Raw genomic sequence first — 13,412 nt, 5'->3', positions numbered from 1 at the left:
GGGGACGGGGGTCGTCTACGCGCGTAGCGCCCCTACGGCATCGAAAAGGGGCCCGGCGCCCGTGACAACGGGGTACGGGGAGACAGCCTCCCCGTACCCCGTTGAGCGGACGTAACCCCGCGGTTACACGCTGCTCAGGGTATTGCTCAGTCAGCTGCTCTTGACCTTGATCTCGCCGCTGACGATCTTCTCCTTGGCCGTCTTGATGGCGTCCTGCAGCTCGGTGTTGTCCGCGAACTTCGGGTTGGAGTTCGACAGGCCGACCTCGCCGGTCTTCAGATCGCCCCTGACGATACCGGTCTCGGGCTTCCCGTCCTCGACCGACTTCGCCAGGTTGTACACCGCCTTGGCGACGTCCTTCATCGCCGAGGTGAGGATGGAGTCCTTGTACTTCGCGAGGGCTTCCTGCCGGTACTGGTCGGAGTCGACGCCGATCGCCCAGACCTTGTTGGCGGCGGCCGCCTCGATCACACCCTGGCCGGAGAGACCGGCGGCCGCGTAGACGACGTCGGCCTTCTTCTCGATCTGGCCCTCGGCCGCCGTCTTGCCCTTGTCCGGGCTGGAGAAGCCGCCCTCGTCGGCCGTCTGGGTGAGGTACTGCGAGAGGACCTTGACCTTGGGGTCCGTGTCCTTGACGCCCTGCGCGAAGCCCGCCTGGAACTTGTGGATCAGCGGGATGTCCACACCGCCCACGAAGCCGACCACGTTCGTCTTGGTGCTCCTGGCCGCGGCGACACCGGCGAGGTAGGAGGCCTCCTCCTCGGAGAAGACGAGGTCCGCCACGTTGTCCGCCTCGACCGTGGAGTCGTCCACGATGCCGAAGGTGGTGTCCGGGAACTTGGCCGCGGCCTCCTTGACGGCCGGCGCGTACGCGTAGCCGATGCCGATGACCGGGTCGTACCCCTGCTTGGCCAGCGACTCCAGACGCTGCTGCTTGTCGGCGTCCGTCTCGCCCTCGGTGGGCTCGAGGTCGGCCGTGTCGTAGGAGAACTCCTTCTTCGCCTCTTCCAGGCCCGCGTACGCCGCGTCGTTGAAGGACTGGTCGCCCTTGCCGCCGACGTCGTACGCGATGGCGAGACCCTTGTCGCCCTTCGCGTCCGAGGACGAGCCCGACGTCGAGGTCGAGGTACCGCCACAGGCGGAGAGGGCGAGGGCCAGAGAGGCGGTCGCTGCGCCTGCGACCGTGATCCGGGAAATCCGGCGCATGTGTGGTGCTCCTGTCGTATAGCGGGTCCGGAGAAGTGCGTGTGCGTTCCGGCGAGGGTGCCTGCCGGGCGGCGCGGGGGCGTCGCTCGCACTGCCCCGGGGTCGCTCAGCGCCGGGGATGGTTCAACATCGACGCTGGCTTCGCCGCAGATTAACGCGCGTAGACCTGCCTGAAAACCCCTTCTGTCCACCTTGTTATCCGGCCGTGCCCAACGCGAGTCACCCTTGACTCACAGGGTTGCCGACCGCGAAGGGAGGGTGGCGGTGAGTGATCCGGGCACGACACGCCGAAGCGGGCGGGGACTCAGGAGTCCCCGCCCGCTTCGTACCGTTCCGACCGCGTTCGCCCGTTCGGGCGGAACCGCGCGGAACTACTCGGTCTTGACCTTGATGGTGCCGTCGATGATCTCTTCCTTGGCCTTGGCCACCGCGGCGGACAGACCCGCGACCTTCGCGAACTCCGGGTTGCTCTCCGACAGGCCGACGCCGTTCACCTTCAGGTCGAAGGTCTGGACGCCGGTCAGCGGCTTGCCGTCCTCGACGGACTTGGCCAGGGCGTACACCGAACCGCCGACGTCCTTGAGCGCGGAGGTCAGGATCGAGCCCTTGTACGCCGCCAGCGCGGCCTGGTTGTACTGGTCGGAGTCGACGCCGATCGCCCAGACCTTCGCCTTGGCGGCGGCCTCGATCACGCCCTGGCCGGAGAGACCGGCGGCCGCGTAGAGGACGTCGGCCTTCTTCTCGATCTGGCCCTCGGCGGCGGCCTTGCCCTTGTCGGGGCTGGAGAAGCCGCCCTCCTCCGCGGTCTGGGTCAGGTACTGCGAGATGACCTTGACCTTGGAGTTGGTGTCCGTGACGCCCTGCTTGTAGCCGGCCTCGAACTTGTGGATCAGCGGGATGTCCACACCGCCCACGAAGCCGACCGTGTTGGTCTTGGTGGCCTTGGCCGCGGCGACGCCGGCGAGGTAGGAGGCCTGCTCCTCGGCGAAGACGAGGGACGCGACGTTCTTGGCCTCGACCACGGAGTCGACGATGCCGAAGGTGGTCTTCGGGTACTTCGCGGCCGCGGCCTCCAACGCGGGGCCGTAGGCGAAGCCGACGCCGATGACCGGGTTGTAGCCCTGCTTGGCCAGCGAGGACAGCCGCTGTTCCTTGTCGGCGTCGGTCTCACCCTCGGTGGGCTCGACGTCGGCGGTCTTGTAACCGAACTCCTTCTGGGCCTTCTCCAGGCCGGCGTACGCGGCGTCGTTGAAGGACTGGTCGCCCTTGCCGCCGATGTCGTACGCGATGGCGAGGCCCAGCGTGCCCTTGCTCTCGCTGTCGCTGCCGCTGTCGTCAGTGCTGGTACCGCCACAGGCGGATGCGGCGAGCGCGAGCGACGCGACCCCCACCGCGACACGGGTCAGTTTGGATATCCGACGCATCTCGAAGTTCCCCATTCTCCAAAGCCCCGCAGTGGGTGCTGAGTTCGGCGCAGAGTAACGCGCGTAGACACTCCTGGGAACGGGGTTTCGCGTGGCCGTTATCCATTCGTGCCGATGGCCGGTTACGGCCCTGTGAACCACCGGATCGAATGGGATGCTGTGGGACACCGCACCCTCAGGTCCCGTGACTCTCCGTGCCTCCGGGTGTATGCAGCGTGGTGACGCACCTGCTGGAACGCCACGCGCCCAGACTCCCTCCGCCCCGCCCGGTACGCAACCGGAGCGGGGCCTTCGGGGACCGGCTAGAAACCGCCGTCCATCAGGGCGGCGGCCGTGAACAGTTCCACGCCGACCGTGATCGCCGACTCGTCGGCGTCGAAGTCGCCCTGATGGAGGTCGCGTACGGAGCGTTCGCCGGGGGTGCGGACGCCGAGGCGGGCCATGGCGCCGGGGACGTGCTGGAGGTACCAGGAGAAGTCCTCACCGCCCAGGCTCTGCTCGGTGCCCTCGACGGAGTCGACGCCCCGGCGGGCGATCATGGCCTCCCTGACGAGTTCGGTGACCACCGGGTCGTTGACGACCGGCGGCACCCCGCGCACGTAGTTGATCTCCGACTTGGCGCGGTGCAGGTTGGCGACCTCGTCGATCGCGGCGACCACGATGTCGGGCGCCTGCCGCCACGCGTCGATGTCCAGGCACCGTACGGTCCCGGAGAGCTCGGCGTGCTGCGGGATCACGTTCGGGGCGTGGCCCGACTCGATCCGGCCCCAGGTGACGGCGAGGCCGGCGCGGGTGTCGACGCGGCGGCCGACGAGGGCGGGCACGTCGGTGACGACGCGGGCGGCGGCGGTGACGAGGTCGGTCGTCAGGTGGGGCCGCGCCGTGTGGCCGCCGGGGCCGTCGAGGGAGATCTCCAGCCGGTCGCAGGCGGAGGTGATGGCGCCCTGCCGCAGACCGATCCGCCCGGCGTCCACCCGGGGGTCGCAGTGCACGGCGATCATCCGCCCGACCCCTTCGAGGACCCCGCAGTCGATGGCGTCGGCGGCGCCGCCGGGCAGGACCTCCTCGGCGGGCTGGAAGACCAGCCGTACGGGCCTGGGGAGCCGTCCCTGCCGGTGCAGGTCGGCGAGGACGAGCCCGGCGCCCAGCACCACGGCGGTGTGCACGTCGTGACCGCAGGCGTGCGCGCGGTCCGGCACGGTGGAGCGGTACGAGCACTCGGTCTTCATGTCCGGGATGGGCAGGCCGTCGATGTCGGCGCGCAGGGCGAGCATGGGACGCCCGCCGTCCCACTCGCCGATGTCACAGACGAGTCCGGTGCCGACGGCGAGCACGCGCGGCTTCAGGCCGGCCTTCTCGAGCCGTTCCTTGATCGCCGCCGTGGTGCGGAACTCCTGGTTGCCGAGCTCGGGGTGCATGTGCAGGTCGCGGCGGAAGGCGACGAGTTCGGCACGGAGCGCCTCGGGCAGCACACCGGGAAGCAGCGCTTCCCCGGCGGAATCGGCCTCGGACTCTAGGGACGTCAATTGCTTCACCCTCTGAAGGGTAGGACGCCCGGACGGTCTGCTGACCCTCGATCAACAAAAGATCAACCCGAAAGGGGAAGAAAATCTGATCGCCGGACGTATATGTACCGTTCGAGATGGGTAAACTCGCCGGTCTTTCCGGCCGAGCGGACGTGCTTGGCACCCATCCTCTTCTCCACGGATACCACGCCTTGCCCGGAAGAGGCCGGTCTGTTCACCTGTCGGACCGGCGAATCGGCCTACGGCCGGGACGCCGGGTCAGTAGGGTGCGGCAGCGTGAGTGCCGAGACGCTGGACCACCTGCGGGCCACCCGAACGTCGTACGACAAGATCGCCGACGTCTACAGCGAACGATACGCCGACGGCCTCGCCGGCAGACCGGTGGACCGCGCACAGGTCGCCGCCTTCGCGGAGTTGGTGCGTGGCAACGGGTCCGCGCCGGTCGCCGATCTCGGCAGCGGCCCCGGCCATGTCACCGCCCGGCTGCGGGCGCTCGGGCTGCCGGTCTTCGGGGTCGACCTCTCGCCCCGGATGGTGGAGCTGGCCCGCCGGGCCCACCCCGGTCTGCGCTTCCATGTGGGATCCCTCACGTCCCTGGACCTGCCGGACGGGACGGTGGGCGGGATCGTCGCCCTGTACTCGATCATCCACGTGCCCGACGAGGAGCTGCCGACGGCGTTCGCCGAGTTCCACCGTGTGCTGGTGCCCGGCGGACACGTGCTGCTCGCCTTCCAGTCCGGACAGGAGGAGGGGCGGCTGCACCTGGCGGAGCGGTTTGGCCAGGAGATCTCGCTGGACTACTACTGGCGTACGCCGGAGACGGTCGCCGGCCACCTCACCGCGGCGGGCCTGCGCCTCCAGGTCCGGATGGTGCGGGAGCCGTACGAGGAGGAGACGCGGCCGCGGGCGTTCCTGCTGGCAAGAAAGCCGGCGTAGGAAAAGTCACACCGCGGTGACCGCCGACAGCCGGGTCACGTCCGGCGCGGAGCCCGTCACACCCGACAGGAAGCCCTGCGCGCGTGGTGAGGCGTTCCGGGTGAGCCATTCGGGGTCGATGTCACAGACCGCGACGCGTACGTCCGTGCCGACGAGGGCGAGCGGGAGGGTGTGGACGACGGTCGAGGGGAAGCTGACGATCGTACGGCCGACCGGGCCGCGGCGGGCGATCAGCTCCAGGGGGAGGTCGGGGCGGACGATCTCCAGGCCGGTCTCCACGGCGAGGCGGTGGAGTTTGTCGGTGGCTTCCCGGCGGTGGGCGAAGTAGCGGGTCGCGCCGTGGGCCTTGGCCAGGGAGCGGACGGCCTCCAGGTAGCGGTCGCCGTCGACGACGCCCGTCTCCACCAGCGAGGTGCCGACCAGGTCGGCGCCCTTGGTGATGCGGGGCGGGCCGAAGCGGGAGCGGGTCCAGGCGAAGGCGTTCGCGGTGACCGTGACGCCCGCCGGGGTCTCCTCCATCGGCATGGAGGAGAAGATCTCCACGGTCCGGTTCCCGCTCGGCGTCAGCCGGCGCCGGGCCACGGACGACACCGGCGCGAAGACCAGGTCACGGGCGCCGGGCCGGCCGCCCTTGCGGTGCCAGCGCACCAGGCGTTCGCCGCCGGCGAGCTGGGCGACGAACTCCATCGTGGCGGTGCCGTCGTCGACGACGACGAGGTCACGGGCCCGGGTGATGGTCAGCAGCAGTTGCACGTACCGCGAGAAGGGGTCGCCGAGGACCACCCGGTCGGCCCGGCGGAGCATCCCGGTGAGGCCGCCTATGGTCTGGAACGGGGCCATGGGACCGCCCCGCGCCTCCTCCCAGCGGACCTGGTGGCCCTCCTCGCGGGCGAGCTCGGACATGCGGCGCAGCTGGCCGCGGGTCATGGGGTCGATCGGGGACAGGACGACGAGGGTGAGCCCCGCGCCGGGCGCCTGCTCGTGCTCGTCGTGCCCGGGGGTCCGCACACGCGTGTGCGCCCACTCCAGCACGTTCAGCAGCTGTACCGGACTCTCCACGAAGGCGAGAGTGCGGGGGCCGGCGGACCCGGCGCGGCGGCTCATCTACGTACGACCGTCCCGTCGTAACTGATTCTGTGGGGGGTGTGGGTGCCGGGGCTCAGACCGAGACCGGCTCGCCCGCCGCCGCCGCGATCTCCGCCTCGGCGACGACACCGCTGACGCGGCGCAGCTTCTTCATCGGGCCGAGCTCGGACTCGTAGACCTTCTTGACGCCGTCGCCCAGCGAGGCCTCGATGGTGCGGATGTCACGGACGAGGCGGGTGAGGCCCTGCGGCTCGACGGAGGCGGCCTGGTCGGAGCCCCACATCGCGCGGTCGAGGGTGATGTGGCGCTCGACGAAGGCGGCGCCGAGGGCGACGGCTGCGAGGGTGGTCTGCAGGCCGGTCTCGTGGCCGGAGTAGCCGATCGGGACGTTCGGGTACTCCTTCTCCAGGGTGTTGATCACCCGGAGGTTGAGCTCCTCGGCCTTCGCCGGGTAGGTCGAGGTGGCGTGGCACAGCAGGATGTTGTCCGAGCCGAGGACCTCGACCGCGTGGCGGATCTGCTTCGGGGTGGACATGCCGGTGGAGAGGATGACGGTGCGGCCGGTGGCGCGCAGCTCGCGCAGCAGTTCGTCGTCGGTCAGGGAGGCGGAGGCCACCTTGTGGGCGGGGACGTCGAACTTCTCCAGGAAGGCGACGGCCTCGTTGTCCCACGGGGAGGCGAACCAGTCGATGTTCTTGGTCTTGCAGTACTCGTCGATCTGGCGGTACTCGTCCTCGCCGAACTCCACGCGGTGGCGGTAGTCGATGTACGTCATCCGGCCCCAGGGCGTGTCGCGCTCGATGTCCCACTGGTCGCGCGGGGTGCAGATCTCGGGGGTGCGCTTCTGGAACTTGACCGCGTCGCAGCCGGCTTCGGCGGCGGCGTCGATGAGCTTGAAGGCGTTCTCCAGCTCGCCGTTGTGGTTGATGCCGATCTCGCCGGTGATGTAGACGGGGTGCCCCGGGCCGGCGGTCTTCGAACCGAACGTGCGCAGACGGGAGTTGGTGCTCATGGCAGGAACGTTCCTTAACTGTTGAGGGAGTCGAGAGAAGGGCCGAGGATCCAGCTGGCGATCTCTCGGATCGCGCCGTCGCCACCGGGGACGGTGGTGACCGCGCGTGCGGCGCCGCGCACCACGTCGTGGGCGCTCGCGACCGCCACGGGCCAGCCCACGAGGGCGAAGCACGGGAGGTCGTTGACGTCGTTGCCGACGTAGAGCACGCGCTCGGGCGCGATGCCCTGCTCCTCGCACCACTGCTTCAGTGCGAGGTCCTTGCGGTCGATGCCGTGCAGGACCGGGATCTTGAGCTTCCGGGCCCGGGCGGCGACGACCGGGTTCTGCTCCGTGGAGAGGATCAACATCTTCAGGCCGCTGTTGTGCAGCGCGGCGATGCCGAGGCCGTCTCCGCGGTGCACGGAGACGAACTCCTTTCCATCGGCGTCGATCAGCACCCGGTCGTCGGTCTGGGTGCCGTCGAAGTCCAGTACGACCGCGTCGATGTCGTCGGCGGCGGGAAGGGCGCCGGGACGGTCCGCGTCGAAGAGGGGGGCCAGCGCGCGGGCGCGGGCCAGGTCGTGCGGGTCGTCGATCTCCAGCACGCGGGCCGGGTCCGTGCGGACCAGTTCGGTGTGGCCGAAGAAGCGGTGCCGGTGCTTGCGGAAGCCCGCCGCGTCCATCGCGTAGGCGGCGCCCGTCTCCAGGAAGTCCTGGGGACGGTCCTGGCGGCGAGGGCGGTAGGACTTGTCGTGGTTGACGCCGTGACCGCCGCTCCCGTCGGCGGAGCCGGCCGCCTGGTCCGCTTCGCGCCAGACGAACCCGTGGAACGGCGCCACGGTCACCGCGGTGTCCGCCCCGTTCTCGACGACGGCGGCGGCGACGCCCTCGACGTCCTCGCGGGTGATGAACGGGCTGGTGCACTGCACGAGCAGGACCACCTCGACGGCGGCGCCGTGCAGGGCCTCGTGGGCCTCCATCGCGTGCAGGACCGCGGCCTCCGAGGTGGCCAGGTCACCGGCGATGGCGGCCGGCCGCAGCACGACCTCCGCACCGGCCTGGCGGGCGGCGGCCGCGATGGCCTGGTCGTCGGTGGAGACGACCACGTCCGTGACCAGCCGGGTCGCACGGCACTCGCGCACCGCTCGCGCCACCAGCGGGACACCGCCGACGGGGGCGAGGTTCTTCGCGGGCACGCCCTTGGAGCCGCCGCGCGCGGGGATCACCGCGAGCACGCGGCGCACCGAGGCGCCTTGGCCCGCTGCCGGGTGGGACATGGGGTCTACTCCTTGAAGAGAGGTCACAGCTCCCCCATCCGCCGGATGACGGGAGCCACCCGCTGCACCCCGTGCCGGTAGGCGCCGCGCGCCGCCCGGCGCACGATCTGCCGGACCGGGCCCGGCTCCTTGTCGGCGGCCGGCGCGCCGGGCAACGGGCTGCCGTCCGGGCCGAGGTGGTGGCGGGCGAGGATGCCGGGCAGGTAGCCGGGCGCGGTCGCGGGGGTGTAGTACGGGGTCAGCGGGGGCAGTTCGGGCGCGGCCAGCAGCTTGGCGATCCGCTCCCGCGCCGCGTCGAAGGCGTGGGCGTACGAGCCGGCCCCGGAGGAATCCGCGGCCGCGACGCCCTGCCGGGCCACCCACTCCTCGTCGGGCGCCGGGCGGTGGCCGGCGTCGAGCTGGTCCCAGGAGGCGAGGCAGCCGGAGCCGACGAAGTGGTGGTTGCCGAGCACTTCGCGGACGCCGAGGTCGGTGAGCACCACGGTGGGGATGCGGCGGTGCAGTGATTCCAGGGCGGCGGTCGAGCTGACGGTGACCAGCAGGTCGGTGCGGTCGAGCACTTCGCCCATGTGGCCGTAGACCAGACGGAAGTTGGGCGGCAGGCCGGTGCGCTGCGCCAGCTTCTGGTACGGCAACTCCTCGAGGTGCGTGGTGTGTTCGCCCGGCTTGGAGCGCAGCTTCAGCACCACCTCGCGGTCGGGATGCGTCCGGGCGTGCCGGACGAGCCGGTCCAGCAGGTACGTACGGTCCTTGCGGCTGTCCGGGACGGAGGGCTGGGCGGCGAAGACCACGGTGTAGGGGTCGTGCTCGCCCGTGTAGGGGGCTCCGCCGAGGAACGGGAGTGCCACCTCGGTCACCGACGAGGCGTCGGCGCCCACGCCCTCGTACACCGCGCGGAAACGCTCGGCGTCCTGGCGGGAGTTGGCGAGGACGAGGTCGGCGCCGTGCCGCAGCAGGAGGCCGTCGGCGAGCTTCTCGTAGACGACACCGACGTAGCCGGTGACGACGACGGGACGCTTCTCCCGGCCCTCCCAGACCCGCCCCAGGCCATGCAGCATCGCCTGGACGCCGCCGCCGACGAGGGCGATGACGACGACGTCGTACTCCTCCTCGGCCATGGCGCGCAGGAACTCGACCGCGGTGACCTCGCGCAGCGAGTCGGCGCGCACCCCCACTTCCTCCAGCTGGCGGGGCGTGGGCGTGGCCCGGCCGCGCAGCAGGAATCCGCTCAGGGCGGGGCCGGCTTGCGCGTCGTCGCGCGATGCGGCTTCCATGGACGGACCCGGCGTGATGCGGTCCGCGGTCAGCGCACCCCATTTCCAGCGGGTGTCCGAGTCCGCGAGGACGGCGATTCGCGGGGTGTTCCTTGTACGTGGTGGCACGAGGAAGACGCTAGGAAGCAATTTCTAGGTGCGGCCCAACCGGGAATCAACGAAAAGTTAACAACAGCCCACCGAGAGCCGAACTGGCCCGTGGAATAGGGAAAAGTAGCGGGGATGCACCATTCCGACACATGGAGTTCACCCCCCGTACGTGCACCGTACGGTTCTGCTGCCGGACCGGCTCCTAGGGTTTTGCAGGTGCCAAAGCTTTCCGTGATCGTGCCGTTCTACAACGTCCAGCAATTCGCCCCGGACACTCTCAGAAGCCTTCGAATGAACGCCCGGCCCGACTTCGAGTTCGTGCTGGTCGACGACAAATCGACGGACGAAACCCCGGCCATTCTCGAACGCGCTGCCGACCAGCTCTCGGATGTCGCCGAGGTGCGTTATATCCGACATGAACGAAACGGCGGGCTCGCCACCGCGCGCAACACCGGCCTGGATGCCGCGCAGGGCGAGTATCTGACGTTCCTGGACGGCGACGACTGGCTGGCCCGCGGTTACCTCACCGAACTGGTGTCGGCGATCGAGGGGTCGGGCTGCGACTTCGTCCGCACCGACCATGTGCAGGCCACCGCCCGCGCCCGGACCGTGCACCGGGCCCCGGTCGGCAGACGCGGCGAGGCGCTGGACCCGCGTGAGGCGATCCTGCCCGCGGACCGGACGACCTCGGTGGACTACGCCTACGCCTGGGCCGGCGCGTACCACCGCCGTCTGCTCGACAAGGGGCTGCTGCACTTCACCGACGGGCTGCGCACGGCCGAGGACCGGCCGTGGATCTGGAAACTGCACCGCGAGGCCGAGTCGTTCGCCGTGGTGAGCCTGCTGGGCGTGTTCTACCGGCGCGGGGTCGCCTCCTCGCTGACCCAGATCGGCGACGCCCGGCAGCTCGACTTCATCCGCGCCTTCGACCAGGTGATCGAGGAGACGGCGGCGGACCCGGACGCCGACCGGCTGCTCCCGAAGGCGGTGCGCACCTACTGCGCGATCATCGCCCACCATCTCTCGGACGAGTCCAAGTGGGAGCCGGCCGTGGCCAAGCAGCTGCGGGCGATGAGCGCGGCGGCGATACAGCGCATGCCGCAGGACGCGCTCGGTGACGTACTCGAGACCATGGACATGCGCCGCTCCTCCGCGCTGCGGCGGCTGCGGCGCCGGGTCACCACAGCGAAGGCGGCCGCCTGATGTCCTCCCGTACCGTGCAGATCTTCTGCGCCTCGACGCTGTACGGCGCCGCCACCCTGGCCGCCGCGGTCGACTCCGACCTGTTCGCCGAGCCGGACCGCCGGGTGCTGCTGGTCTTCAACAACTCGACCAACCCGGAGACCACGCCGGCGCTCGACGAGATGCCGGGCTTCGAGCCGCTGCGCAGCCACTTCGACGACGTCCTGTCCTGGAACGAGGCCATCAGCCCCTTCCACCCGGGTTCCTGGACCCCGCGCCCCGACGACGTCCCGCTGTTCGAGCGCTATCTGCGGCTGCTGTGGGGTCTCGGCGACGACCGCGTGGAGCTGGTCCTGGAGTCCATCCAGGTCACCCCGGCCCTCACGGTGGCCCAGCTGTTCACCGGCGCGCCCGTCGACGTCTACGCGGACGGGCTGATGAGTTACGGCCCCACCCGCAACAAGCTCGACCCGCTGGTCGGCACCCGGGTGCGCCGGCTGCTGCACCTGGACCTGGTGCCGGGGCTCACGCCGATGCTGCTGACCGAGTTCGAGGTGCCGGCGCAGGTGGTGCCGACGTCGGCCTTCCTGAAGGTGATGAACGAACTCGCCGTGTCGGTGCCCGGGTTGCCGGTACTGCCGGACGGTTCGGCACTGCTGCTCGGCCAGTACCTGTCCGCGCTGAACATCCTCTCCCCCGCCGAGGAGGAGGACCTGCACGTACGGATGATGCGGGGCGCGGTCGAGCGCGGGCACCGCACGGTCGTCTTCAAACCGCACCCCACCGCGCCGGCCCGCTACAGCCGTGCCCTGGAGGCGGAGGCCGGAAAGCTGGGCGTGGACCTCACGGTGCTGGACACGCCCGTCCTCGCCGAGGTGCTGTTCGAGAAGGCGCGACCGGCCCTGGTCGTCGGCTGCTTCTCCACGGCCCTGTTCACGGCGTCCGCGTTCTACGACCTTCCCGTCGCCCGCATCGGCACCGAGCCGCTGCTGGACCGGCTGACGCCGTACCAGAACAGCAACCGGGTCCCGGCGGTGCTGGCCGACGCGGTGCTGCCGGACGTGGAGTCGCGCGGCGGCGAGGACCCGGTCCCCACCGGGGACCTGAACGGCCTGGTCACCGCCGTCGGCTTCACCATGCAGCCGCAGATCCACCCGGGCCTGCGCCCGGCCGCGGAGCGCTACCTCGCCAAGCACTTCGGCCCGCGCACCCGCCGGTACTTCAAGCGCAAGCGGCTCACCTCGCTCGGGCTTCCCGGCGGCATTCCGGAGCGGCTGGCGTTCCTGCCGCACAGTGCGACGGCACGCCGGGTGGTGCGGCGGGCACGGGCGCTGAAGAAGGCCGTGAAGCGCTGAGCGAAGCAGGGGTGAACCAGGGGGTACCTGGTGGTGTCCCTCCGGGAAAGGCCAGGTCACACGCCTGCGATCTGGTCTTTCCGGGAGGTGCGGAACCTGTGACAGGCCATGACCGCGGCTCTACCATCGCGTGATGCGTATCCCCCAGCTCGAACAAGCCAATGCCCGCATGCTGGCCCACGCACCATCCGTCCGGCCGGTCTCCACGGGCGACATCATCCGCACCCACCGCAAGAAGTTCCCGTACCGGGGCTTCGCCGAGATCGACTCCCCCTACGGCCCGCCGTTCGTCATGTTCTGCGTGAACGACGACGCGGTCGCCCTCGACACCCTGTGGAACGGGGCGTTCGGCTACGAGCCCGGCAGCCTCGGCACCTGGGCCCGCCTCGCCGCGAACAGCGCGACCATCGCCGACGTCGGCGCGCACGTCGGGTACTTCTCGCTGATCGCGGCGCTCGCCAACCCGAACGCCAAGGTGCACGCCTTCGAGCCGGTGGACCAGGTCCACGCCCGTCTCTCGGTGAACATCCGCTCGAACAACGTCCAGAACGTGCGGCTCTACCAGGCCGGGGTGTCCAGCAGCGCCGGCTGGGCCGACATCAGCGTCCGCTTCTCGGGAAACCTGCTCTCGACCGGTTCGACCCTGGAGCACGCCGCCGCCGACGCCCAGCTGAAGCGCATCCAACTGCTGCCCCTCGACGAGGTCTTCGCCGACACCAGGCTGGACCTCGTCAAGATCGACGTCGAGGGCCACGAGATGGCGGTCCTGCAAGGGGCCCGGCAGGTGCTCAAGCGCGACCGGCCGACCGTGATGCTCGAAGCGCTGCGGGACGCGCCGCTGGACACCCTCCTCGCCGAGTTCGACCCCCTCGGCTACGACTGCCACTGGGTCACCGAACACGACGGGACTCTTCTCCCGTGGTACGCGCCTCGTCCGCCCAGGACACGGAATCTGCTCTTCACTCCGCACGAGTGAGCCGGGTTCAAGCGAAACGGGGAAGACAGCTCCCGGACGCGACGCGTTCGGGGCGGGTTCACTGAACGCGCATAGCTTCCCCAAAT

11 protein-coding genes are annotated in these 13,412 nt (G+C 70.3%); 4 read left to right on the top strand and 7 right to left on the bottom strand.

Annotated features, from left to right (window positions below):
- Nucleotides 1-150: 150 nt before the first annotated feature.
- From ACZ5XS_RS00975 to ACZ5XS_RS00965, 3 genes are all read right to left on the bottom strand, one after another.
- Nucleotides 151-1,206 carry a BMP family lipoprotein gene (locus ACZ5XS_RS00975; RefSeq protein WP_468647083.1) on the bottom strand — a complete coding sequence of 352 codons (1,056 nt, stop codon included), beginning with the start codon at nt 1,204-1,206 and terminating at the stop codon, nt 151-153.
- Between the two features lie 371 nt (nt 1,207-1,577).
- Entirely contained in the window at nt 1,578-2,630 is a 1,053-nt protein-coding gene (locus ACZ5XS_RS00970) for a BMP family lipoprotein (protein ID WP_468647081.1), read from the bottom strand.
- 302 nt (nt 2,631-2,932) lie between these two features.
- Nucleotides 2,933-4,165: an amidohydrolase gene (locus tag ACZ5XS_RS00965; RefSeq protein ID WP_468647079.1), complete on the bottom strand. Its 1,233-nt coding sequence runs from the start codon at nt 4,163-4,165 to the stop codon at nt 2,933-2,935.
- A gap of 267 nt (nt 4,166-4,432) precedes the next feature.
- Between ACZ5XS_RS00965 and ACZ5XS_RS00960 the strand changes: the two genes are divergently transcribed.
- The gene (locus ACZ5XS_RS00960) at nt 4,433-5,092 is read left to right on the top strand and encodes a class I SAM-dependent DNA methyltransferase (RefSeq protein WP_468647077.1); all 660 of its coding nucleotides are present in this window, start codon (nt 4,433-4,435) and stop codon (nt 5,090-5,092) included.
- 6 nt (nt 5,093-5,098) lie between these two features.
- On the opposite strand, the gene ACZ5XS_RS00955 is transcribed toward ACZ5XS_RS00960, so the two are convergent.
- The 4 genes from ACZ5XS_RS00955 to ACZ5XS_RS00940 are packed head-to-tail and all read right to left on the bottom strand — an operon-like array spanning nt 5,099 to nt 9,831.
- Nucleotides 5,099-6,196 carry a hypothetical protein gene (locus ACZ5XS_RS00955; RefSeq protein ID WP_468647076.1) on the bottom strand — a complete coding sequence of 366 codons (1,098 nt, stop codon included), beginning with the start codon at nt 6,194-6,196 and terminating at the stop codon, nt 5,099-5,101.
- A 55-nt stretch (nt 6,197-6,251) separates the two neighbouring features.
- The gene (locus ACZ5XS_RS00950) at nt 6,252-7,190 is read right to left on the bottom strand and encodes an N-acetylneuraminate synthase family protein (protein WP_468647074.1); all 939 of its coding nucleotides are present in this window, start codon (nt 7,188-7,190) and stop codon (nt 6,252-6,254) included.
- A gap of 14 nt (nt 7,191-7,204) precedes the next feature.
- Nucleotides 7,205-8,449, bottom strand: a complete 1,245-nt coding sequence (locus tag ACZ5XS_RS00945) for a cytidylyltransferase domain-containing protein (RefSeq protein WP_468647072.1) — start codon at nt 8,447-8,449, stop codon at nt 7,205-7,207.
- A gap of 23 nt (nt 8,450-8,472) precedes the next feature.
- Nucleotides 8,473-9,831, bottom strand: a complete 1,359-nt coding sequence (locus ACZ5XS_RS00940) for a DUF6716 putative glycosyltransferase (protein WP_468647070.1) — start codon at nt 9,829-9,831, stop codon at nt 8,473-8,475.
- A 198-nt stretch (nt 9,832-10,029) separates the two neighbouring features.
- Here ACZ5XS_RS00940 and ACZ5XS_RS00935 point away from each other — a divergent pair, with 198 nt between their 5' ends.
- From ACZ5XS_RS00935 to ACZ5XS_RS00925, 3 genes are all read left to right on the top strand, one after another.
- Nucleotides 10,030-11,016, top strand: coding sequence for a glycosyltransferase family 2 protein (locus ACZ5XS_RS00935; protein WP_468647068.1), 987 nt, complete (start codon nt 10,030-10,032; stop codon nt 11,014-11,016).
- Nucleotides 11,016-12,350, top strand: coding sequence for an alpha-2,8-polysialyltransferase family protein (locus ACZ5XS_RS00930; protein ID WP_468647067.1), 1,335 nt, complete (start codon nt 11,016-11,018; stop codon nt 12,348-12,350). The genes ACZ5XS_RS00935 and ACZ5XS_RS00930 overlap by 1 nt, the downstream gene beginning before the upstream one ends.
- Nucleotides 12,351-12,483: 133 nt before the next feature.
- On the top strand, nt 12,484-13,326 hold the full coding sequence (locus tag ACZ5XS_RS00925) for an FkbM family methyltransferase (RefSeq protein WP_217236872.1): 843 nt from the start codon (nt 12,484-12,486) through the stop codon (nt 13,324-13,326).
- Nucleotides 13,327-13,412 lie beyond the last annotated feature (86 nt).

Source organism: Streptomyces sp. NPDC033131 (assembly GCF_055578365.1).
This window is presented reverse-complemented; position numbering and strand designations above follow the sequence as displayed.